The 24,075-nt window shown below is 39.7% G+C and carries 14 protein-coding genes; 6 read left to right on the forward strand and 8 right to left on the reverse strand.

Annotated features, from left to right (window positions below; genetic code table 11):
• Positions 1-2 precede the first annotated feature (2 nt).
• The 8 genes from ACFO6W_RS02030 to ACFO6W_RS02065 form a co-directional block, all read right to left on the reverse strand.
• Positions 3-794 (reverse strand): endonuclease/exonuclease/phosphatase family protein, encoded by a 792-nt coding sequence (locus ACFO6W_RS02030; protein ID WP_379993635.1) that lies wholly within the window; start codon positions 792-794, stop codon positions 3-5.
• Positions 795-802: 8 nt separating this feature from the next.
• Positions 803-1,591: a hypothetical protein gene (locus ACFO6W_RS02035; protein WP_379993636.1), complete on the reverse strand. Its 789-nt coding sequence runs from the start codon at positions 1,589-1,591 to the stop codon at positions 803-805.
• A 6-nt stretch (positions 1,592-1,597) separates the two neighbouring features.
• On the reverse strand, positions 1,598-2,374 hold the full coding sequence (locus ACFO6W_RS02040; RefSeq protein ID WP_379993637.1) for an endonuclease/exonuclease/phosphatase family protein: 777 nt from the start codon (positions 2,372-2,374) through the stop codon (positions 1,598-1,600).
• A gap of 21 nt (positions 2,375-2,395) precedes the next feature.
• Positions 2,396-4,177, reverse strand: coding sequence for a RagB/SusD family nutrient uptake outer membrane protein (locus ACFO6W_RS02045; RefSeq protein WP_379993639.1), 1,782 nt, complete (start codon positions 4,175-4,177; stop codon positions 2,396-2,398).
• Positions 4,178-4,191: 14 nt separating this feature from the next.
• The gene (locus tag ACFO6W_RS02050; RefSeq protein ID WP_379993640.1) at positions 4,192-7,548 is read right to left on the reverse strand and encodes a TonB-dependent receptor; all 3,357 of its coding nucleotides are present in this window, start codon (positions 7,546-7,548) and stop codon (positions 4,192-4,194) included.
• Positions 7,549-7,715: 167 nt separating this feature from the next.
• Positions 7,716-8,759, reverse strand: coding sequence for a FecR family protein (locus ACFO6W_RS02055; protein ID WP_379993641.1), 1,044 nt, complete (start codon positions 8,757-8,759; stop codon positions 7,716-7,718).
• A gap of 52 nt (positions 8,760-8,811) precedes the next feature.
• On the reverse strand, positions 8,812-9,420 hold the full coding sequence (locus ACFO6W_RS02060; RefSeq protein WP_379993642.1) for an RNA polymerase sigma-70 factor: 609 nt from the start codon (positions 9,418-9,420) through the stop codon (positions 8,812-8,814).
• Positions 9,421-10,006: 586 nt separating this feature from the next.
• Complete coding sequence (locus ACFO6W_RS02065) at positions 10,007-11,602, reverse strand: glycoside hydrolase family 32 protein (protein ID WP_379993687.1); 1,596 nt, start codon at positions 11,600-11,602, stop codon at positions 10,007-10,009.
• A gap of 501 nt (positions 11,603-12,103) precedes the next feature.
• Here ACFO6W_RS02065 and ACFO6W_RS02070 point away from each other — a divergent pair.
• The 6 genes from ACFO6W_RS02070 to ACFO6W_RS02095 all read left to right on the forward strand — a co-directional run bounded on the left by ACFO6W_RS02070 (position 12,104) and on the right by ACFO6W_RS02095 (position 23,944).
• The gene (locus ACFO6W_RS02070; RefSeq protein ID WP_379993643.1) at positions 12,104-12,706 is read left to right on the forward strand and encodes an RNA polymerase sigma factor; all 603 of its coding nucleotides are present in this window, start codon (positions 12,104-12,106) and stop codon (positions 12,704-12,706) included.
• A gap of 84 nt (positions 12,707-12,790) precedes the next feature.
• On the forward strand, positions 12,791-13,927 hold the full coding sequence (locus ACFO6W_RS02075) for a FecR family protein (RefSeq protein ID WP_379993644.1): 1,137 nt from the start codon (positions 12,791-12,793) through the stop codon (positions 13,925-13,927).
• A gap of 200 nt (positions 13,928-14,127) precedes the next feature.
• Entirely contained in the window at positions 14,128-17,586 is a 3,459-nt protein-coding gene (locus ACFO6W_RS02080) for a SusC/RagA family TonB-linked outer membrane protein (protein WP_379993645.1), read from the forward strand.
• Between the two features lie 24 nt (positions 17,587-17,610).
• A complete protein-coding gene (locus ACFO6W_RS02085) occupies positions 17,611-19,089 on the forward strand; it encodes a RagB/SusD family nutrient uptake outer membrane protein (RefSeq protein WP_379993647.1) in 1,479 nt (492 codons plus the stop codon).
• A gap of 125 nt (positions 19,090-19,214) precedes the next feature.
• Entirely contained in the window at positions 19,215-21,509 is a 2,295-nt protein-coding gene (locus tag ACFO6W_RS02090; RefSeq protein WP_379993648.1) for a GH92 family glycosyl hydrolase, read from the forward strand.
• Positions 21,510-21,889: 380 nt separating this feature from the next.
• On the forward strand, positions 21,890-23,944 hold the full coding sequence (locus ACFO6W_RS02095) for an alpha-galactosidase (protein WP_379993649.1): 2,055 nt from the start codon (positions 21,890-21,892) through the stop codon (positions 23,942-23,944).
• The last annotated feature ends 131 nt before the right edge of the window (positions 23,945-24,075 follow it).

The raw sequence follows: 24,075 nt of genomic DNA on the forward strand, positions 1-24,075 counted from the left end.
CATTAATTAGTCTCTAAAGTTAACGTCGTGATAATCGGTAAATGATCTGATAATTGGACAACCGGTGTGTATGATTTCACAATTTTCCATACATCCGATGCCGGATAACAGAATATGTAATCTATTTTAGATTTTGGGCTTTTAGCCGGAATCGTAAAATCCATAGTGCTCACCTGCATCCAGTTTTTCATACCATTGGCAATTTCATCCGAATCGGGTCTGGCATTAAAATCACCGCATAGTATGATCGGTGTTTCAATCGTCATCAATTGTCGATTAATGAAATCTACTTGCGCCCTTCTCACTTCTGAGGTTGTGTAATCGAGATGCGTACAGGCAAAAGTGATTGATTTTCCTTCAGATAATTCTACTTCTCCCGTTAAAAGCGCCCGCCGCTCTTTTGCTCCTTCCGGCATTGGCAAAAATATACGCTGCGACTGACTGATAGGATATTTACTAAGTATGCCAATCCCATAATATCCTCCGGCATAATCTATTGTTCTGCCATAAAGGGATAGCATTCCTGTACGAAAAGCCAGTTCTGAAATAAAATTCTTGCCATTCTGATGCGGGGCCCTTGTTCTCGAAGTATTTACATCCACCTCCTGTAAGGCAACGATATCAGGATTTTCTTTCTTTATAAAATCGGCAAATTCTTCCAATGAAGCCAATTCTCCAAAACGAAGGTTATAGCACAAAACTTTAAGTTGTACTTTATCCTGTGCCAGTAAGTTTATTGCTGAAAAAGAAAGGATTATCAGTATATATACACGAAAGTTAAATATCTTCTTCATCTGTATTTTTATTTGAGTAATTCAATCTGGATAAGAAAGCTTTTAATATCTCCTGATATGGCAGATTCGTTCGTGTCCCTCAATTTCCATTTTGACGAACCAAGAATATATATACAATATTCGCTCGATTTATTTACATTATCAACGATATTCAGCATATAAGAATCTTTCGTTAAAGCAGTGCTCAGAGACGTCACCAGCTTGGACACAATATTTCTCTTAACAGTACCGGCAACTAATGTTGAAACAAAAAGATTATTTTTTATGGAACTGACAGCAGCTGCGATTTGATCCTCTGAGCTGAAAGATCCGGACGAGAATCTCATTTTCAACGAAGAAGTAAATGGAATCTCTGCCTGAAACATCCAACAATCTGCAGACAAAACCGTTTGTTGCATCTCATTTAATGCCTGACCGAGAAGTATCGTATTTCCCAGATATTCATTGCCGGTTTTTCCATGAGGAACAAAATAAGGCATATAAAGGGACTGATGCGCAACTTTCGCAGCCGGATTCAGCATCTCCGTTGCCGAAAAAGAAACATTGGTATTGTTGAGCAAGATTACATTTTGCTCTGTTGCCTTTATTGTATTCACTACGGAACTGTAATTCGTATTCGGGAAGAGGTTTCCGGCCGATAAATCGGATATTACCAGAACCTTGGCAGTCCTGCTTTTATCCCATACATCATCCTTTCCACCGCCACCACCATTGCCTCCGTCATCACCACTATCGGACGAACAGGCCAGCAATAGCGTGAATAACAGTATTCCTATCAGTTTTATTAAATCTTTCATATCCGGTTATTTATTATATTCAACATCCGTGACTAAGGCACAATGGTCTGAAATCCCGGTTTCTTTTAGTATCTCATAGGATTTTACAGTCCATTTTCCTGTAGGTTTAGCAAAAATATAATCGATCTTACTTGTAGGAATTGCCGGGAAAGTCGGGAAATTATTACAAATCCGTTGCCAATTGGCCATTCCCTGCACAACAGCATTTTCTCCGGGTTTGGCATTAAAATCCCCCGCCAATATAGTAGGAAATGAATTTCCGACATATGAATCCAACTGGCGCGCCATATCTAAACGCACATTATCCGTTGAATGGTCGAGATGAGTAGCCGCCACCCGCACTTTTTCGTTGCTTCCGGGTAATATTACATCGATATAGAGAACAGTCCGCTTTTCTTTCATATCGGCAGAACTGCTAGTCAACGGGTTATTGGAGATTTTCTGTATCGGATATTTTGACAGGATAGCAACCCCATATTCTCCCTGTTGATAAACTATGGCCGGGCCAAAAGCAGAGAACATCCCCAACTCCGCTGCCAACTCCGTCGTAAAATCTTTTCCTCCATTTCTGGCAGTAAAGTAATCCACTTCCTGCAAGATGATAAAGTCTGGATTATGCTTTTTTATCAAAGTAGCAAACGGTTTGGCTGAATAATTAACCATCTGTCCCGACATGCGGGTATTGAAATTCATCAGCCTGAATGATGTCTGCGCCATCAGCGTCCCATTAGCCAGCAATCCTAATAAAACACAAATAATTAAATATCTAATCTTGTTCATCATAATCATTTATTTTGATAATTGTCATTCCCATCCCGGATTGTTTGGTTTCAGATTAGGATTTAATTCCATCTGCCGGTATGGAAGTGAGAACAGATAATTTTTAGGACTTGAGAAAACACGGGAGTCATCAAATATCAGGAACCCTTTATCGTCAAATTTGGTAGTTGCTGTAAATACCGCCGGATCGTAAGCATAGTCTTTACGGATACCTTTCATAATTCCTTTTTCCTGACGTTCGGGTGTTTCAGATTTATCTACTCCTAATTCATAGCCTTGTTTCCATCTCATAAGGTCGTACCAGCGATGCCCTTCCATAAATAATTCTACACGGCGTTCACGCTGAAGTTCCGTTTTCAGATCCAATCCGTTGCTCTGCAATTCTGTAAGGATCATTTTCTTCATCCCTACCCTGTCTCTCAATTTATTGATCGTTTTATCAATAACATCCTGATCCAAAGAATTCAAGTTGAACATGGCTTCAGCATAGTTAAGAAGCACCTCCCCGTAACGGATAAAGATTATATCATTATCATCCTGATTGTAAAGAGGAACTTTAGATGGCTCACAATATTTACGGATATAATAACCTGTATAAGTCACAGCTCCCTTTCCGTCATTATTGAACTTAGGAGAACGGAAAACATTTGTTTTGGATGCGTCTTCGGCAGCATTTGTCGTGCCTCTGCCATCCACTTTGCCGTACCACTTGTCGTATCCCGGATAGACGAAAGACTGTTTTAACCGGGGGTCTCTGTTAACGAATACACTATCATATGCGCTATAAGCCGGAGTATATGTTCCGTCCCCTTTATATAGTTTTGATTTTTCGATAGGCAAACCATCAGTACACAGGTAACTATCTACCATAGATTTGGTAGCATTAAATCTTATGATCTGGTCGGGAACCTGTAATTCGCGGCTCAAATTATGCCTTGTCGGAGATGGCAGATCGAAATTATAAACATAAGACAGAATAGCTTCTTTATTATTAGCCTTACGGGATGCCCTTCCTTCGAAGGTGAATAAATCAAAATAGTCCTGGTTTGGACGTCCTGTTGTATATAGTTCGTGATAAGCATATTCTCCGGCCGGCATAAGGGCTTCGCAAGCTTCTTTTGCCACAGTCCACCTTTCATTCTGCAATGCGACGCGTGATTCCATCGCTTTTGCAGCAGCGCCTGAGATTCGGCCAAAGCTGGTGGTTGCCGGTTCTATATAACGGGGTAAAGATTTCGCGGCTGCATCCAGTTCTTCCAACATAAAATCTACAATTTCGCTGCGGGAAGTACGGGCATCAAACAACCTGTCATCACCCGGAGGTAACGGCTCTGTAATAAATGGCACATCACCCCAGAAACATGTAAGATAATAGTAAATAAACGCTCTGAGGAATCGTACCTCTCCGGCATATTGGTCCAGTTTTTTAGTGTCGACAACACCTTCGGCCCGTTTATAATTAGCCAGAAAATAATTACAACGCCTCAATTGTTTGTATGCATCTTTATAGCGGCTATCCAATGTAGAGAAGTCTGATCCGTACAATCCGCTTCCTACCTGTCTCCAACCACTGAGAGTATACCATAAAGCATTATCGCTCAATCCTTCCGAGATATTAATCATCATATCTTTCCCTATCAAAGCCCAGTAACAGCCATTTGCCGCATTTTTGACCTGCAACTCCGATTCCCAAAAGTTAGCATCGGTTAGTTCGTCTAACGGAGTCTTTTCCAGAAAGTCATCATTACAGGAAAAGAGTATAGCTGAAAATACGAATATAAAGATGTATGTAATATTCTTTTTCATAATCAAATGTGTTTTTAATGAAGACTTATATTTACACCAAATACGAAAGTTTTTATCTGAGGATAATTACCTCCACCCTGAATAGGAGTTTCCGGATCGCTGGAAGAGAAATAATCGGAAATAGTGAACAGATTATCTGCCGACACATAGAAACGGCACTTGTCTATTCTCACATGCTTTGTCCACTTCGCAGGTAATGTATAACCGATCTGTATATTTTTCATTCTCAGATACGATGCATCCTCAATCCAGAATGTAGAAAAACGCTGGTTATAACTTTGATTATATGTAAAACGAGGGTATTTTGCATTCGGATTCGGATTAGACGCCTGATAACGATCCTGATGGAAAGTCTGAGGATATGTCGACTGGTCGGTAAAGGCATGGCGGGCAGGCCCGTAAATGTATCCGTCTACTTTACCCACTCCCTGAAGCAAGAAACTGAAATCAATACCTTTATATTCTATATCGCCTTTCAGGCTAAATGTATAACGAGGAATAGAGCTCCCGACTACTCTCCTGTCTTTATCCAAGTCGATAGCGCCATCCCCATCAAAATCCTTATATTTTATATCTCCGGGCTGTACCATTCCTGCATCGCCGGACATAATCGGAAACTTCGGATTCATATACTTACCCCTTGCCGCGTCATAATATTCAAAGTCGGTAGGCATGGCTATACCATCGGCGACTAAACCGTAAAATGCATCATATGCTTCTCCTTCTTTGGATATAGTATATGTTCCAATTTTGTCTGAATCCCATTTTGTAATTTTATTTTTCACGTCGGCCAAAGTAAATCTTACTCCATAGTTAAGATCTTTGCCTACTCTGTCTCTCCAGTCTATCTGCATTTCCCATCCTTTATTTTCCATTTCGTTTCCGTTTTCATCCGGATCTTTAAGAAATCCACCTGCGGCGGGTTGTTCCCTGTTGAATAATATTCTTTTGGTTTTTCTTACGTAATAATCTCCTGTGAAAGACAGTTTATTATTCAGCACATTGATATCCAACCCAATATTGGTAGTATGTAGCATTTCCCACAACAACATAGGATTACCTATATATGTCTCAGCATATCCGTCATTTGGAACTGCTCCTAATGCCGGCACAGACACAGAACCTATACGGGAAAGATAAGGGTAGAGATCCGAACCCATAGAATATTGATTACCAAGTATCCCCCACGATCCGCGCAGTTTTAACTGATCCAGGAAGCTCCTGAAGTTATCCATAAAACTCTCTTCGGAAATACGCCATCCGGCAGAGAAAGATGGGAACCATTCTCCACGATAACTTTTATCAAACCGGGACGTTAAATCGTAGCGAAGATTCGCTTCCAGAAGATATTTACTTTTATAGTCATAGTTTAAACGCCCGAAGCCTGACCGCATAGACCAATGGCTGGCAGCAGACGAGTTTGCCTGAGTATCGGCAGATCCGAATTCAAGGACAGGATCTTTTTCCGTTATCAGATTCTTTCTCGACGCATTAAACTGGTCGCTTCTTTGCCATTCCTGCTGATAACCTAACATGGCATGGATACTGTGATCTTTGATTTTCAGGTCATAGTCTGTCTGAATAAACAAGTTTTGGCTAAGAGTACTGTAATCGCGGTTTTCGATAGAGTTTGGCGTATTGGTTGTATACCATATTTCGTCAGAATCCGGATAGTAGAAATTGATCGTTTTACTAAAAAGATTCCTGAAACTGTTGGACTGGCGGGTTATATAGTTTGCCGAGGCCGTCCAGCCTTTCATTATAGTTGCTTCCACTGTAAAGTTACCTGTAAACTCATTCGATCTGAAGTTCTGGCCGCCACCATCGGTAAGATATGCAACCTGGTTACTTTGTCCTCCTCCATATCCCCATTTCCCGTCAGTAAAACGAACCGGAACTAACGGACGGGTTCTCATCGCATTATATAAAGATCCCGCGGTAAGATCAAAAGATGCATTAGGCGCGGTAAAATTTCTTTCGACATATCCCATATTGGCCGTAATATTAAATATATCCGCGACTTTTGTGTTCAGTTTTAAACGTACATTATGCCTTTGTGAGCTGGTAGATTTTCCTACTGTTAAGCCCTTTTGATCGAGATAACCGTAAGATATCAGATACCCCATGTTTTTCGCTTTGCCGTCTACACTTGCATTAAAGTTATATTGCGGCGCCGAAGACCTGAATACGGCATCTATCCAATCGGTGTTAGCGTAATAATTGGGGTCTGAGCCATCAAGGACTTTCTGTATATCCGCGGCTGTATAATTCTGATTACCTCCGATATTTGCCTGAGCCTCATTCTCCCAGGCCATAAAGGTAGGGCTGTCTGCCATTTTCGGCATTTTGGTAGGCTCTTGTATTCCTATATAAGAATTGATATTGATATGGGGGGCACGTTCGCTGCCTTTTACGCTTTTAGTAATAATCAATATTACCCCGTTTGCAGCACGGTTTCCATATATTGCCGCCGAGGCAGCATCCTTCAATACAGAAATACTTTCTATATCGTTCGGGTTTATAATATTCATATCGCCTTCGGCTCCATCAATTAATATCAATGGACTATTGTTGGATACTGAACCAATACCCCTGATCTGTATCGATGCATTGGACTGTCCCGGTAAACCTCCGTTTGCACTTGCTGTAACGGTCATTCCCGGGACTAAGCCCTGCAAACCTGTAGATACATTGGTTATCGGACGCTTATTCAGTTCATCTGGGGTGATAACACCGACAGAACCAGTCAGGTTGATCTTCTTTTGCGTGCCATATCCGACTACTACTATTTCATCCAGAAGCTTGTCTAATGGTTGTAATACGATATTAAATTCCGCCTCGTTCCTGATTTTTATCGACTCTGTCTGGTAACTCACATAAGAAACTTCCAAAACCTCTCCTGGAGATGCTTCGATAGAAAATTTCCCATCTATATCCGTCAGGGTGGCGGTAGTGGTTCCTACTATCTTCACTGTAGCGCCGATCAACGGTTCTCCCTCACTATCGGTCACAGTCCCTTTCATCGATTTTTTATTACCGGCAGGAATTTGTTGTGTCTGTGGTTTCAGTATTATTTGCCTGTTCAAAATTTCGAAGGAAATACCTTTTCCTTCAAATACTTTTTGCAGGATGGCCGGTACCGTCTCATTTCTGAAATTTGCAGCCACTTGCTGATTCATATTAATCGACGAATTAAAAACAAATGTGTAATTCGTTTTCTTCTCTATTTGAGCCGTCAGCTCTTTAAGTGACATCTCTCCGGCAATACTGATTTTAGATAAGGTTTGATTTGTATTTGCTATTGAAGGTAAAGAACAAAGAGAAAACACGAAAAAAGACAAAATTGCGATAAATCTGGTCGTTTTTATCATAGTTTAAGTTGTTAAATTTTTGAATAAACTATTATCTTTGCAACAGACAATGGGTATAATAACCTCCTACTAAGAATTTATTCTTAGCAACTTGTGCTTGGTATTATGATCAAATTGTTGCTTGATTCGGGTTAAGGAATTTGGGGTTTCTTAGCCCGTTTTTCACTCTATCTATATCTGATGGTCACCTCCTCTCCCTTTATTTTGTAAGTTATTGGGGTTATTTTATTTATTAACTCGAGTATTTCCGTCAGCGATTCTGTTTTTATAGTCATCCAATAGTATTCACGCGATATTTTACCCTCTATAGTAATATTGACACCATACCAACGCTCCATTTTGGATATGACTACCGGCATAGGGTCATTTATAATTTTGAGTTGTCCATGCCGCCATATACCATCTATTTCCGGGTCGCAGGTTGTCAGTTTAAAACTATTTTTATCTTTGTTTATAACTATTTTTTCATTAGGCTTCAATACTCCAAATATCTTGTCATTCATCTTTCCCACAGAGACTTGTCCGGTCATAACAGAGACTGATATTTCTTTGTCCCGTTGGTAAGCCTCAACATCGAACGAAGTACCTAACACACTCACTTGTATATCATTAACCGCAACCTTAAAACTTAATCCTTCATTCCTCGTCACATCGAAGAAAGCTTCTCCATCCATCTTTATATTCCGGTTATCCACTCCATAACCGGTATTATAGGTTATTCTTGTGCCCGAATTCAACCATACTAATGTTCCATCAGGCAAAAAGAGTTTTGTCTTGTGCCCGGGAGGGGATTCGATGGTCACCTCTTTTTGTAAAGGTTTCGTTGCCTTTATCTGAAAAAGAGAAAAGGAGAAGCCTATAAGTAAAGCAATAGTTGCTGCAATACCGGCCATTTGTAAAAGTGTTTTCCGGCTATATGATTTCTCTGTGATTTCATTTACCTGTGTACCTTCTTCACTGATGTTATTTGAAGATGATTCTATACGCTCTTTAAAAAGATCGAAAGCCTTGTCTTTATCATATTTTTGACTCTCTTTAATATATTCAAAAGAATAATATATTTTTTTTATTTCCTCAAAGTAGGACACATGTAATTCAGACTCTGACAACCAAAGCTGCAGTTCATCATTATCTTCTTCCGAAAGTGATCCTTCAAGAAAATCTATAATAAGAGTAAGTTTATGCTCGTCTATATTGTGGTATTCTTCCATTTATAATGTTGCTTATATAATTAAAGACAAGCCAAAATGAAAAGAGGGTAAATCAGAATAGATTTTTTTTCAATAAAATTAATAAGAAGGGTATTAATACATTTATATAGTCTTTCAGATCGTTTCTCAAACGGGACAATGCTACCTTCATATGATATTTTACAGTATCGACCGAAACATCAAGGGTCTCAGCTATTTCCTGATACTTCATATCAGAAAATCTGCTCAGTTCAAATACCCTTCGGGTTAAGTCCGGCATACTGGCAAGACTATCCTTAATTTTCAGATCAAGCTCTGTTTCTATCAGTTTTATCAATGGAGAGTTGTCCGGGTAAGCCAGTACATCCGTATTTTTTTCCATTGATGACCGGAGTTCCGTTTTTATGCCTTCCATTTTTTTCTCTCTGATCAGATAATTTATCGACGTGTTCTTAACCGCACTCATCAGATACCCGCGCAAAGAACTGTTGATAATCAAATTATCGTGTTTAGACCAAATAGAAAAAATGACATCTCCTACAATCATTTCTGCTATATAAACGTCCTTCACATACTGATAAGCATATGTACATAAAGCCTGATAGTGATAATCATATATATACTTATAGGCATGCTCTTTTCCTGCTATTAAGTCTTTTATCAGATCTTGCTCCTTATCCATGATGCAAAAATGTCTTTTATGCTTAGCTTGCCCTGATTATAGTCTTTTTACAAAAGAGACTGATACTGCACTTTTAGGTTTATCTATTTAGGGCCTCTATTTTGATCTTACAAAAATATCCCATTATCCATCTTTTTTCGTTTCTTTTTTGTTTCTTTTCAGTTTCTTTTCACTTAATCTTTCTTTTCATTCAGATTGGAAAAAACAGCCCTGAAAAGTTGAACCGGATAATAATTAAACAGGCACCTGGCTCATCGTTTCAAATTTAGCTTTTTTTCTTTAATACCAAAATTTTACATTTATCTTTAACTTGATAAATACTTCTTCTTTATTTTACAGATATATATTCTGTATATAAATAAAGTAAGTATATACTAACAGGCACCAGCTAAATTGTAAGACAGATATCCCAATATAACAAAGAAAATTATTATTTCCGGACTCCTATGGCAGGACAAAAAAAGAGACTGAAAATCATCAATCTACAGTCTCTTTTAATTTATGATATTGAAGTCTGTTAACGATTAAGCTTATAACCCCGTTTTTTATTTACCAACCAGCAGATTGTTCCTTTTAATCAGTTCTATTACATCCAGACAGATTTTATATTGGATACCTCCAGATCTTTTATTTCAATATTATTACCCCAGAAATGAAAACCTTCCTTATTGTTTACATCAGGGCTTCTTTCCATTGAGTAAGAATATGCGCCTCCATCGATAAATACTTCAATAGATGTTTTATCTATATATATGTCGGCCGATAACTCCATACTTGTCATATCTTCGGGAGAATAGAATATTCCGTTGATCCTGGTAGAGTTCAGGTCATAATCGAGAATCCTTTGCCCGAAGAGATTGAAACCCGCGCTGGTCGCATGAGACAGTTTTATTCTGGCCTTTACCCTTAGGCAATCCGCCGAATAAAATTCTTTCAGTAACTCATTTGCTTTATCTGATGTCAGATTATTCCATTTACGGGCCGGAACGAAAAGTTGTTCCGCTTCCCTTACTGGAATATTGAATAATCTCACACCGTCTTTTGTATTCTTTAATTTCAGTTCTGTAGGCAAAAGCATCATTCCATTAAATGGCATACCCGGATGGCTTATGCGTCCCCAACCGATCTGTACGCGCCGTCCGTCCGTCATACTGGTAATAGTCTGAGCTGCATATATTGATCCGCTGCAATATAAATATTTCCCTTTTTCGGGAGTAAACACTTTTCCGTCAAACGAGCCCAGCATATATGTCCCCGATGCTCCGTACATAACCCATTTGGTATTGTCCGGATTATCATCTATAGCCAGCTCGAAGAGTTCGGGGCATTCCCAGAATCCGGTAACATGGCTTTCATATTTCCAATCCTTAAGGTTTGCAGAAGTATATATTGAATGTCCGTCACGTTCGTTGAGCACCATTACCCAATGGTTGCCGGGTGTGTACCAGAATACTTTCGGATCGCGGGTATCCTGGCTGTTCCATATATGTTTGGAATCAATAACCGGATTACCTGTATATTTGGTAAATGTACGTCCTTTATCCAGACTGTAGGCAATACACTGCACCTGTTTTTCAGAACTGGCAGCAGTATAAGCGGCGATCATAGCCGGGTTCTGCCCTTTATTATAACCTGCTGTATTATCGTAATCTATAACTGCCGATCCTGAAAACATCCCTCCAAGATGATCCGGATATAAAGCATCGGGAAGTTCTTGCCAATGTATAAGGTCTTTACTTACGGCATGTCCCCAGTGCATATTTTCCCATTCCCTTTCGTACGGATTATGCTGGTAAAAAAGGTGATATTCCCCGTCATAATATATGAGTCCGTTAGGATCATTAATCCATCCGCGGCGGGTTGTGAAATGGAATTGCGGGCGATTTTTTTCTTTGTACAGACTATCCTGTCCTGCAATGACGTCATCCTGATATATTCTGTTCAAGGCTTTATCACTACCTTCGTAACTTATTGTAATAGTCTTGCCTTTCAGGTCGGCGACATCTTTAAACACCCAATAATCGGCTCCTTCCGGTGCTAACCGGATAACGACCGACAAATCGTCCTTACCATCTGTTTTAAATGTCATCCTTGCCCGGTCCTGCCTGTGCGATACAGGGAAATTCAGATATTTCTTATTGACTTTAATTTTGATTTCCCCGGCTGATATGGAAAGACTCATAAAAATAAAAAGGCTTGCAGTCAGCACCTTTAATGCTAGTGGTTTCATCTGGTATATTTTAGTATTAAATAATTCATTTAAGTATAACATGACATCCAATTTTTGAAAGTCATTACATTTCGTACTGCAAACATAAAGCTAACATTCTTTTATATTGATAAAAATGTTGTAAATTCTTATAAAAATGTTGTATTCTTTATTTCCATCTTATCGCAACTCGAATTAAATAGGAAAATTAATAAAATGATTTGAGCAAAATAAATTACATTTGCAATGTTGTATCATAATTTTCATAGTGTGAGAACATCATAAAAGTTTTATTAACAATACGGTAAAATCGGACAGAGAACAGATCCGGCAGTTATAGTTCCGGGAAAAGATGTCGCCAGAAGTCATGTGTATCCGGCGGCACCTCAAAAAGGATAAGAGTTATTACAAAAAAGGATTGTTCAGAAAAACCGTTTATTATATTTGTATTGTATTCAATCATAAGTAGTAACAATGTCTCCTCCATCTGTAAATAAAAAAGACACCTTATCAGACTATTGGCTTTCATTTGTTAATGGAGACAAAGAGGCATTTGCTGATTTTTACAACCAGGGTTACAATATACTTTATTCTTACGGGATGGGTCTTGGAATGGACAGCCAGCAAGTGAGAGATATTATTCAGGATATTTTTATCCGGTTATATACTAACTCTGATTTGATTAATGATCTGTACACCATTAAACCATTTCTCCTGCGATCTGTGCGAAATGCATTTCTGAATATAAAAAAAACAGAAAATCGGCATACAGATTTCGAACAGATCAATTTTGAATTAAGATATTCGATTATAACAGATGATATAGAAGACACGGAAAAGCAGGAACATCTCAAACTTCGGATAAAGAATATATTATCGGTACTAACTCCCCGTCAAAAAGAAATAATTTACCTACGCTTTATACACCAAATGGACTATGAAGAGATATCTCAAATCATGTCCCTGTCGGGGCAGGCTGCACGAAACTTACTGCACCGGGCAATAACAAAGGCCCGGGAGAATGACAATAATAAGGATTTATTAATTCTTATTATCCTGTTTATCCATATACATTGATCAAAAAAAATAAAAAAAGTATATAGGGACTGATTACAAAATCAATCTTCGGTTGTATTATATGAAAACAGCTAAATTTTTTGCATGAAAAATTATGATACAATAGAAGATTTTTTGCTGGATGATGACTTTTTGCAACTGGCGCAGGGTTGCGACAAAGAAGCGCTGGAGCGTTATATAATGGCGAACCCTGATAAAGAAATCATAATAAAGCAGGTTCTGCTACTGCTTCGCAATATCGAAATAAAACCAGATTTAGCCACTCAGGAGACTATCGATGAAGATTGGGGAAAATTTGTTTCCGCTATTGAAAAGAAAAAAAAGAGAAGACCTTTTTTATGGATAAGTTCTGCTGCAGCCATTTCTTTGATATTCATTGTATCCTATTTCTTTTTTTTACACACGAAGCCATCCATCACCAAAGAGCATGAGCTATTATCAATGCTGGACTCTATCAGTATAAACTCTGACGAAGTAAGAATAATTTCAGGAGATTCACACACTTATGTAAATGAAAACGATACTATAAAGCAAACCAATGAAGGCAGCCTTATTGTCGGGAACGATGAAATAAAATCAGCCGATATTAAAGATCAATTTCTACAATTAATTGTTCCAAATGGAAGGCGGGCCACTATAAAGTTCTGTGATGGCACATTTGCCTGGATAAATTCGGGATCAAAACTGATGTATCCTAAAAAATTTGCAGGAGAAACACGTGACATATATATTGATGGTGAAATGTATCTTGATGTAGCTAAAGATGAACGGCATCCTTTTATCATACATACAAGTAAGTTTGAAGTGAAGGTTCTGGGCACACAATTCAACATTTCGGCTTACAACAAAGATGCCTCAAATTCTGTGGTTCTGGTAGCCGGGAAAGTCGAGGTTACATGTTCGGGTAAAAAAGGTGCGTTAATGCCCGATCAGGGATTCTTCCTGAAAGATGGAAAAGAATGTATAAAAACTGTTGATGTATACAAATATATATGCTGGAAAGAAGGCGTAATGGTATTTGATACAGAACCGTTAAGCTCTATAATACAAAAACTCAGCCGTTATTATAATGTGGAAATACATGCTGATGATGAGTATATATCTGATCTGTACAAAGGTAAGTTAGATCTTAAAGATTCAGTTGAAGACGTATTGAAAAGCATATCCCTGTCCAGTCCGTTTGTAATAAGAAAGGAAAACAATATTATATATATAGAATAAGCTGGATTTTTTACAAATATGTGTGTGCGCAAACACCAATATAATTTATTTAATAAGTAATTAAGTTTTATCCCTAAAAAACCGAAACTATGAAAAACGCCGGAAAAATGCCATGCCACAAAGTTCAGATGTAAAATCATTGTTCATTTTATTCATTTGCAAATAATGAATTGTTAGTTCATTCAAAAATCTTTAATCTTATGAAAAAAACACCTAACCTTTTTAAAGATTGTAGGCAAAACAATCTTTTCCTGAAAATGATGAATTTATACATTGTATTGTTATTCTTCAGTATCAATACTGTATATTCAGCAAGTGCACATTCACAGACCGTCAATTTATCTTTGAATGTAAAGAATGTAACTCTGGATAAGTTATTTACGGAAATAGAAAATTCTACAGAGTATGTTTTCTTTTACAAAAAAGATATTCTGAATGAAGAAAGGATATCTGTCAAAGCTGAAAATAAAAATTTAGAAGAGATACTGAACAGTGTGTTGATCCCCCGCAATATGAACTATCATATCAAGGGGAAACAGATCATTGTTGTTAAAAACGGTCTGTCAGAAGAGCACCTTTCCGAATATCAACAAAAACCTGCTTACAGAGTAAAGGGACGAATCCTCGACAAAACAGGAGAGCCGCTTATCGGTGTATCGATAGTACAAAAAGGAACGACTTCCGGTACAGTGACCGATGTGGATGGTCATTTTACAATTAACCTGCCCGACGAAAACGCTGTTCTTGTTATATCTTATATCGGCTATATCACTCAGGAAGTCGCCGTAAAAGGAAAAACCGAACTGAATATTACACTAAACGAAAGTACAGCGGCATTGGACGAGGTGGTGGTTATAGGATATGGTGTAGTAAAGAAAAAGGATTTGACAGGTTCGGTCGGCCAATTGTCGTCCGAACGGACTAAAGATCTGAAAGTATCGGATGCTACCCAAATAATGGCCGGGCAAATTGCCGGTGTGCAAATACAACAGATCGGAGGAACACCCGGACAGGGCGCCACTATCAGAGTCCGCGGCTCAGGCTCCATATCGGCGTCGAGTTCTCCGTTATACGTGGTCGACGGATATCCGTTAGGAGATCAGAACCTGAATTCTGTTAACCCCAGCGATATTGAATCTATTGAAGTTTTAAAAGATGCGTCAGCAGCCGCAATTTACGGTTCACGGGCCGCTAACGGGGTTGTTCTTGTTACTACAAAGTCGGGTAAAGCCGGAAAAGTGAATGTCAACCTTGATATGTACTATGGGTTCCAGAATATAACAAAAAAGATAGACATGCTCGATGCCCAGGAATTTGCTATGTTTAGTAAAGAAGCATTTAATAACAACTATGTCGACAGAGTATCCGGAGCAAAGGCAAGCGATCCGCTAAGTGCCCGCCCGGCAGGAAACCGCTATCGTTATCCGGCGATATACGATGATGCAGCAGCAATGGCAGTTATAGGAGCCGGCACAGACTGGCAAGACGAAATATTCAGGTCTGCCCCGATTCAGAATTATCAGTTGACGGTAACCGGAGGAGACCAGAAAACAAAATATATGTTTTCCGGCGGATATTTTGGACAGGACGGAATTATCATTGGTAGCGACTTTAATCGTTTCTCTGCCCGTGCTAAGGTAGATACAGACTTCAATAAATGGCTGAAAGTAGGGATTAATCTGGCCCCGTCATATATGAATTCCAAAAAAGTAGGACGCGGACACTGGGCCAGTGACGGCGTTGTTAATGCAGCTTTATCCACATCGGCTATAGTGCCGGTATATAAGGAAGATGGTACATACGCATCGCAGGCGATGTATGCTGTAGCCGGTGACGGACTTACGGGAGTGCCGAATGCTGTAGCCCTGGCAAATGGAATAAAGGACGAAAATACAAATCTTCGCCTGTTCGGTAATATGTATGCAGAATTTTCATTAATGAATAATCTGAAAGTAAAAACTACTTTAGGCGCAGACTTCAAAGAGTGGAGAAATAATTATTTTCGTCCGTCGACAGTCCCTAAAAACGGAGTCGAAGCCCCCCTTCCTTCCACAGACAGGAAAGCAACGGCTGAAGCTTATGAGATATTCAACTGGTTAAACGAAAATACAATATCTTATTCGGGTACTTTCGGCCTGCATGAGTTAGATGCTGTAGCCGGATTTACATTACAAAAAAACAAATACACACAAAATAAATCAGAAGGCTCTGATTTTCCGGACGATATAATACAAACAATTAATAATGCCAAAGTAAAAACCGGAACTTCCGATATAAATGAATGGTCTATGGTATCATACCTGGCGCGTGTTAATTACAGGTTTAATAATCGTTACTACCTCACAGCTTCTATACGCTCCGACGGCTCTTCCCGTTTCGGAAAGAATAATCGTTACGGTTATTTCCCTTCGGGTTCCATAGCCTGGAGGATTTCCCAGGAAGACTTTATGAAAGGAATAACATGGATCGACGACCTTAAAATCCGGGCAAGTTTCGGCCTTACAGGTAATAATAATATAGGTAATTATAACGCCATTGGTACGATGAGTACCCAAAATTATGTTCTGGGAGCCGGAACAGGTAATGTAGTGACCGGCGCAGCTCAGAAAAGCATTTCGAATGCCGACCTAACATGGGAGAAAACAAAGCAATTTGATGCCGGAATTGAATTGAATATACTCAGAAACCGTCTTTCGTTCGTTGTGGATATTTATAAGCGTATCACTACAGACCTGTTATTGAATGTGGATATTCCGACTATAACCGGATTTAAGAATGCATGGCGCAATATAGGAGAAATGAATAACAAAGGATTGGAGTTTGGTATTAACAGCGTGAATATAATGAACAAAGATTTTACATGGACCACGAACTTTAATATATCAACCAATACAAATAAGGTGGTTAAACTGGGACCGACAGGAGATCCGATCCAGAGTGACGGAGGAGCCGGAACAACCCATATAACCATGATTGGCGAGCCTATCGGCAGTTTCTATGGTTATAAACAGATCGGAGTTTATATGAATGCGAATGATCTGGCAAACAGCCCCCGTATGTCCGATTCGCATGTCGGAGACGTTAAGTTCGCTGATATCGACGGAAGCGGTTCTATAGACGCGAATGACCGTACTATCATCGGAAGTAATATGCCTGACTTCGAATGGGGTATGATGAACCAGCTGACTTATAAGGGTTTCGACCTTAGCATCTTACTACAGGGTGTGCAAGGACGTGATGTACTGCACCTTGCCAAACGGTTCTATACACAGATGGAAGGAAACCAGAATCAGATGAAAGAGGTACTCAACAGATGGCAGTCGGAAGCAAATCCGGGAGATGGCTGGACTCCGCGCGCCAATTCGCTAACCACTGGACAGAATAATGCGGTTTCATCCCGTTGGGTCGAAGATGCCTCTTTCATACGTATCAATAACCTTACTCTTGGCTATACGTTACCTGTGAATCTGGCAAGCAGGCTATCTATGCAACGTGCCCGTATCTATTTTTCCATTCAGAATCTGGCCACAATAACAGACTACAGCGGGTATAACCCTGAAACGAGCTTCCAGGAAGACAGCGTACTGGCTCCCGGCACCGATTACGGTGCATATCCACTGGCACGGAGTTTTACTTTTGGGGTAAATGTAACATTCTAACAAATAGATTAATATATGATTATTATGAAAAATATATATAAATTATTATTACTATCGGGTATCTGCTTAAGTTTGATATCATGCGACGGTTTTTTGGACCTGCAACCAAAAACAGAATTATCTATTGATCAGTATTACAAGACTCCGGAACAATTTACAGCAGCTGTAAACGGAGTTTATTCCGCGTTGCAGGAGGGTAACCTGTACGGAAACTGGTATGTTATGTCCGAGATTCCATCCGATAATACACGCAATGCCTTGTCCGGTTCGGTAACAGATCAGGATGAGTTCGACAAATTCTATATTCGTACAACAAATCCGTATATTGCCGATTTCTGGAATAAATCTTACGATGCGATAAACAGATTAAATACAATCCTGGGACGGATTGACAATATCTCTATGGATGACAATCTGAAAGAGCACTATAAAATGGAATGTAAGTTCTTGCGGGGATTATTGTATTTCAATGTGGTCCGTGTATATGGCGATGTGCCTTTAGTGCTGAAAGAGGTCACAATAACAGAAGCGTACGATTATGCGCGTGAAAGCAAGGATAAGGTATATTCCCAAATAATCTCAGACCTGACAGAGGCTGAAAAATTACCGAAATCCTATCCGGCCTCCGATATAGGACGTGCAACTTCCGGTGCGGCAAAATCCCTTTTGGGAAAAGTTTATCTCACTCTGAACAATTATCCTGAAGCCGAAAAGAAACTGTTGGAAGTAATAAGCGGCGGGGAATATTCTTTACTTGAAAACACGGCCGGTTCATTAAATATAGATGGATATGCAAGTGTATTCAATGCGAATAATCATAATAGTAAAGAAGCTGTATTTGAGGTCCAGTTCAAAAAAGGAGGTTATGGAGAAGGAAATAATTTCCCGAACGCATTTGCTCCTGAAAACTCAGGTACAAGTGTAATTTCTATTGGTGGATCAGGCGGTAATAATGTACCCGAACAGGAGATGTATGATTCCTATGGTGCGGGAGACCTCCGCCGCGATTTTTCTATGAGGCTGGGTTATATCAATAATAAGACAAACAAATGGGTCGATTCACGTTATGTAAGCAAGTATTTCGATACCCCATATCAGGACGGGGACTCTAACAACAACTTTCCGGTAATACGGTATGCGGATGTATTGCTGATGTACGCCGAGGCCTTGAACCGAAACGGAAAGACTGCCGATGCCTGCGCATATCTCAACAAGGTGCGTCGCCGGGGATACGGATACCAAACAACAGAAACAACCTCTGTGGATATCAACACGACCGACAAGGATGCCTTTTTATTAGCTGTAGAGAATGAACGCAGGGCGGAACTCGCATTCGAAGGACATCGTTGGTTCGATCTGGTTCGCACAGGCCGTGCAATTGAAGTCCTAAAATCGAAAGGATATAAATTGAACGAAACAAACCTGATTTGTCCGATACCTCAAAAGCAAATCGATGTAAATCCCAAACTTTCGCAGAATAATTATAAGATAGAACCGAAATAATTCCATAACAGGCAAGAAGAATATATTATTCGTTTTCCGGATTATATATTCTTCTTTGCTTATATTCGGAATACAATTTCACCATACGTGAAATTGCCGTATGCAATAATAAAGATATAATTGATATGAAATATTATTTAATAGCAGGATTCCTTTTATCAATATCATGTACCGGGCAGCAGGTAAATTATCAAAAATATGTAAATCCTCTCATCGGAACCGACATAAGGGTAATAGAGGGGAAAGATAAAAGTTCGACCGAAGAGCGGGGGCAGAATATGCCTGCGGTAGGAGTTCCGCATGGAATGACAAACTGGGTTGCACAAACACAGGCTTCTGAAAAAAAATGTTACCCTCCCTACTATTATTATCAGCATGCGATACAAGGCTTCAGAACCAGCCATTGGATGAACGGGTCCTGCACACAGGACTATGGAAGTGTCACCATTATGCCAATGACAGGCAAACTCGAAATAGACCCCGAAAAGAGAGCTTCGGCATTCAAGCATACGAATGAGGTTGCAACACCTTCTTATTACAGTGTATTGCTTGATGATTATGATATTCAGGTTGAAATGACCGGATTGTCCCGGGGAGGAATCCTGAGTTTCGATTATAAGAAAACCGGAGACCGTTATATTATAATAGAGCCTAATAGTGATGAGGGTGAAGGATACATTAAAATAGATCATCAAAAAAAGGAGATTACAGGATATAATCCCGTACACCGTATCTATCAGGGATATGGGCAACCGGCCGGCTTTAGCGGGCATTTCGTGATACAGCTGGACGCCGGCATCGAGCAATTCGGAGTATGGGTGGGGGATTCTGTGATCGACAGAGGAAATGAGGCACAAGGCCGGAAAAATAAGGTGGGGGCCTGGGTGAAGCTAAACCCTTCTGTTCATAAAGTATTGGCAAAGATCGGGACTTCTTTTACATCTGTGGAGAATGCCCGTGAAAACCTTGAAGCCGAAATTCATGGGTGGGATTTTTCCGCTGTCCGGAACAAATCGTCCGACATATGGGAGAAAACCCTCGGACAGATTGTTGTCACCGGAAACAACGGGGATGATAAAGTACGGTTTTATACAGCGCTGTATAACACGCATTTTCTACCAAGAACATTTAGCGATACAGATGGTTCCTATCCGGCTTTCGACGGCAACAAAAAGATAATGAAAGCCGGAGGATTCACCTATTATTGTGATTTTTCGATGTGGGATACGTTCAGGGCTGTCCACCCACTCTTTTCCATATTGAATCCTGCACGGAATGGAGACATGGCACATTCTCTCATACTGAAAGGACAGCAAGGTGGATGGTTACCTATCTTTCCTGCCTGGAACAGTTATACAGCAGCAATGATCGGTGATCACTGCCTGTCAATGATTGGAGATGCTATTATAAAAGATACTCCGGGATTTGATTATGAAGAAGCTTACTCCCTGATGCGCAAAAACGCTTTTGAATCCAACCGGGATCACCAAAGTTATATAGACGGAAAGGGACGAAGGGCGATGGAGTCTTATCTGAAATATAACTATATCCCATTAGAAGATGAAGTTCCGGATGCATTTCACAGGAGAGAGCAGGTATCCCGTACTTTAGAATATGCGTATGATGATTTCGTATTATCTCAGGTTGCCCGGAAACTGGGAAGAACCGAAGACTATAATATATTACAGGAACGGGCGAAAAACTATAAAAATGTGATAGACCCTGAAACCGGATTTGCCCGGGGACGTTATGCCGATGGTAAATGGGTCTTGCCTTTCGATCATACAAAATTTGTATCCTATATATGTGAAGGCACTCCTTACCATTATACATGGTATGTTCCGCATGATGTTGAAGGACTGGTTGATATCCTGGGTAGAGACCGGTCTATCAGCTATCTGGACACCTTCTTCGATGGTGGGTATTATTGGCATGGCAACGAACCCTGTCACCATGTAGCCTATCTGTTTGCATATTTGGGAGAGCCATGGAAAACTCAGAAATGGGTGCATGAGATTATTAATAAGGAATATTTCAATTCTCCGGATGGCCTGTCAGGAAACGACGATTCGGGACAGATGTCGGCCTGGCTGGTGTTCAGCATGATGGGTTTTTATCCCGTATGCCCTGGTATGCCATATTATGTAATAGGAAGCCCTGCTTTTGAGTACATAGAGATTAATCTGGAAAATGGGAAACAATTTAAAATCGAGGCTAAAAACGTTTCGGATAATAATATTTATATACAATCGGCTACGCTCAACGGGAAACCTTATGATAAAAGTTACATCCTGCACTCGGATATAATGAATGGCGGGGTATTGTCTTTTCAGATGGGAAATATCCCGAACAAACAATGGGCATCTTCTCCTGAATCCGTCCCATATTCTTCCGGGACAAAACAGGCCGGGAGCAAGTGACCTCTGTTTGACCAGATATTCATTATTGTACGATAATTTTATCTATATATTTAACGATGACCGTCAGCCGTTAGCGTGTAGTTCTTTGAAAGAATGAATTTAATGTGCCGATTAGTCAATATGCCAATGTGCCAATGTTAAAAAAAGTCAGGTAGAAAATAGTAGAAAAAGTGTCAACTTTGTCAAGTTTTCTTGTAAACTATTGGCTAACAGCTATCAGCTAATAGCTAAAAATGTGTTACTTTTGTTACCTTTTTTAATAGTTACAAGTTACTTTGCCCTGCGGGCAGTTACGAGTTACAAGTTAGTTCACTGTTTACTGTTAACTGATATATCTGTTACCTTTTTTGAAATAATAAATACCTAATACTTTTATACATATGAAATACATTTCTTTTCTGATTTTTTTTAATGTTCTCGTCTCTGTTAGTATAGCTCAGAGTGGATGTTACAGTAATCTGAAGAATGATACTTTAGTCATAGGAAACAGGCTGATAGAACGGAAATTTCTGTGGAATAACGGCAACCTTATTACTTTTTCGGTTACAGATAAAGTTAATAAGAACGTTTGGATAAATGTAGACCACAGACCCGATCTATTTATATCGGATAGAGACAATGCCACGTCCGGTAAATGGGATATACGCTACGTGGAGGAAAATCCGATTCATACTGCATATCTGGCCAGCGAGGTTACATTCTCTTTAGACGGAACAGATATAAAAAGAATATACAAAGTATATGAGAACAGCCCTGTCGTATCCTGTGAAACATATCTGAAAGGAACTACAAGCAATGTCTGGCTGGTGGAAAATGGAAATAAAGCAGATCTGAAAAATATAGAATCAACGAAAGATTTTACTCAAAAAGAGCTAAATCCTATTTTAGACCGGATTTCGCTGGCTGGAAAACATTGGAAAATACGAACTGTCCGATTTTTTGATGTTACCGACAGAAACAATAATCTGGTAGCTGAATATAATACTCTGTCATACAGGAAAAACTCTTACAAAGGGAATCTGTTTATCGCCCGGAATGAAGAAAATGAGCGGGGGCTCTTCTTTCTGAAAGAAGCGCCTTGTCCGGATGTTCAGCTGGCTTACCCGGGTTCTGATTTTGTCTCCGAATTTGGAGATTTTGCTGTCGTGGGTATGGGCGTGGTTCCGGACGACCTCAATAAAGACCAATGGGTGAAAACATACAGTTGCGCTTTGGGTGTTTATGACGGTAGCGATCTGGATCAGCTGACTGCATTGAGGATGTACCAGAAGAATATCAGAAAAATCTTATCTGACAGGGATGAAATGGTAATGATGAACACATGGGGAGATCGCAGCCAGGACTCGAAAGTCAATGAATTATTCTGTCTCGATGAGGTCGAAAAAGCCGGAAAATTGGGCATATCTCATTTTCAGATTGACGATGGATGGCAAACCGGGAAAAGCCCCAACTCGGCGGTAGCCAATGGTTCCTTTAAGAATATATGGAACAACCCGGACTATTGGACGCCGGATAAAACGAAGTATCCGAGAGGACTTCATCCCATTGTAGAGAAAGGAAAAGAATTGGGGGTTGAAATCTGTCTTTGGTTCAATCCGAGTATACAGGATGACTATGCCGATTGGCAAAAGGATGCACAAGCCATAATTAGTTTGTATAAAGAATATGGTATTCGAACGTTTAAAATAGATGGTTTATCTATTCCGTCAAAAAGAGCTGAAACAAATTTGAGGAAGCTGTTCGACAAAGTCCTTTTAGAAACAAAAGATCAGGTCATATTTAATCTGGATGCTACCGCAGGCCGCAGGAGCGGGTATCATTTCTTTAATGAATACGGCAACATATTTTTGGAAAATCGTTATACCGACTGGCAAAACTATTATCCGTACTGGACTCTAAGAAATCTATGGCAATTGTCAAGATATGTTCCGGCTGAAAAAATTCAGGTCGAATTTCTGAATAAATGGAGAAACACCGCTAAATATGGGAGTGATGTATTTGCGCCTGATAACTATAGCTTCGAATATCTGTTCGCAATAACAATGGCCGGCCAGCCTTTAGCGTGGTTCGAAGGAAGTGGATTGCCCGCTCAGGCATCAGGGATTGTAAATTATATCGAGCCTTATCGTAAGATACAACATGACTTTCATTGCGGGGTTATCCTTCCAATAGGGGATGAGCCTTCCGGCAAATCCTGGACAGGCTTCCAGTCCATATCCGGGGATAAAGGTTATCTGCTTATTTTTCGCGAAAATAATCCGGCAGGCAAGATAATGCTCAAGACATGGCTGCCAGAAGGTGTAGCTGCCAGGTTTTCTCTTATAACGGGCTCCGGTTCAGACTTTGATTGTACTCCCGACCATAATGGGTATATAGAAGCAGAGCTAACAGACATAAATAGCTTTGCACTATACAGATATGAAACGATAAAATAATCTCAGGAAATAAATAAGGCTGTAAAAAGAATATGGATGCACCGATTCAAAAGAATACCCAAAGTCCATTATAAGGCTTATTGTTATCTTATGAATCTATTTATTCAATATTAGGTTTTGCGGTAATGCCG

The organism is Dysgonomonas termitidis (assembly GCF_042654545.1).
Taxonomy (GTDB): Bacteria; Bacteroidota; Bacteroidia; order Bacteroidales; family Dysgonomonadaceae; genus Dysgonomonas; species Dysgonomonas termitidis.

Bases quoted from the DNA above. Each gene is read 5' to 3' on its own strand.
- ACFO6W_RS02085 (WP_379993647.1), top strand. From the start codon at position 17,611: ATGAAAAATATATATAAATTATTATTACTATCGGGTATCTGCTTAAGT.
- ACFO6W_RS02075 (WP_379993644.1), top strand. From the start codon at position 12,791: ATGAAAAATTATGATACAATAGAAGATTTTTTGCTGGATGATGACTTT.
- ACFO6W_RS02050 (WP_379993640.1), bottom strand. From the start codon at position 7,548: ATGATAAAAACGACCAGATTTATCGCAATTTTGTCTTTTTTCGTGTTT.
- ACFO6W_RS02030 (WP_379993635.1), bottom strand. From the start codon at position 794: ATGAAGAAGATATTTAACTTTCGTGTATATATACTGATAATCCTTTCT.
- ACFO6W_RS02040 (WP_379993637.1), bottom strand. From the start codon at position 2,374: ATGATGAACAAGATTAGATATTTAATTATTTGTGTTTTATTAGGATTG.
- ACFO6W_RS02090 (WP_379993648.1), top strand. From the start codon at position 19,215: ATGAAATATTATTTAATAGCAGGATTCCTTTTATCAATATCATGTACC.
- ACFO6W_RS02035 (WP_379993636.1), bottom strand. From the start codon at position 1,591: ATGAAAGATTTAATAAAACTGATAGGAATACTGTTATTCACGCTATTG.
- ACFO6W_RS02060 (WP_379993642.1), bottom strand. From the start codon at position 9,420: ATGGATAAGGAGCAAGATCTGATAAAAGACTTAATAGCAGGAAAAGAG.
- ACFO6W_RS02045 (WP_379993639.1), bottom strand. From the start codon at position 4,177: ATGAAAAAGAATATTACATACATCTTTATATTCGTATTTTCAGCTATA.
- ACFO6W_RS02095 (WP_379993649.1), top strand. From the start codon at position 21,890: ATGAAATACATTTCTTTTCTGATTTTTTTTAATGTTCTCGTCTCTGTT.
- ACFO6W_RS02055 (WP_379993641.1), bottom strand. From the start codon at position 8,759: ATGGAAGAATACCACAATATAGACGAGCATAAACTTACTCTTATTATA.
- ACFO6W_RS02080 (WP_379993645.1), top strand. From the start codon at position 14,128: ATGAAAAAAACACCTAACCTTTTTAAAGATTGTAGGCAAAACAATCTT.
- ACFO6W_RS02070 (WP_379993643.1), top strand. From the start codon at position 12,104: ATGTCTCCTCCATCTGTAAATAAAAAAGACACCTTATCAGACTATTGG.
- ACFO6W_RS02065 (WP_379993687.1), bottom strand. From the start codon at position 11,602: ATGAGTCTTTCCATATCAGCCGGGGAAATCAAAATTAAAGTCAATAAG.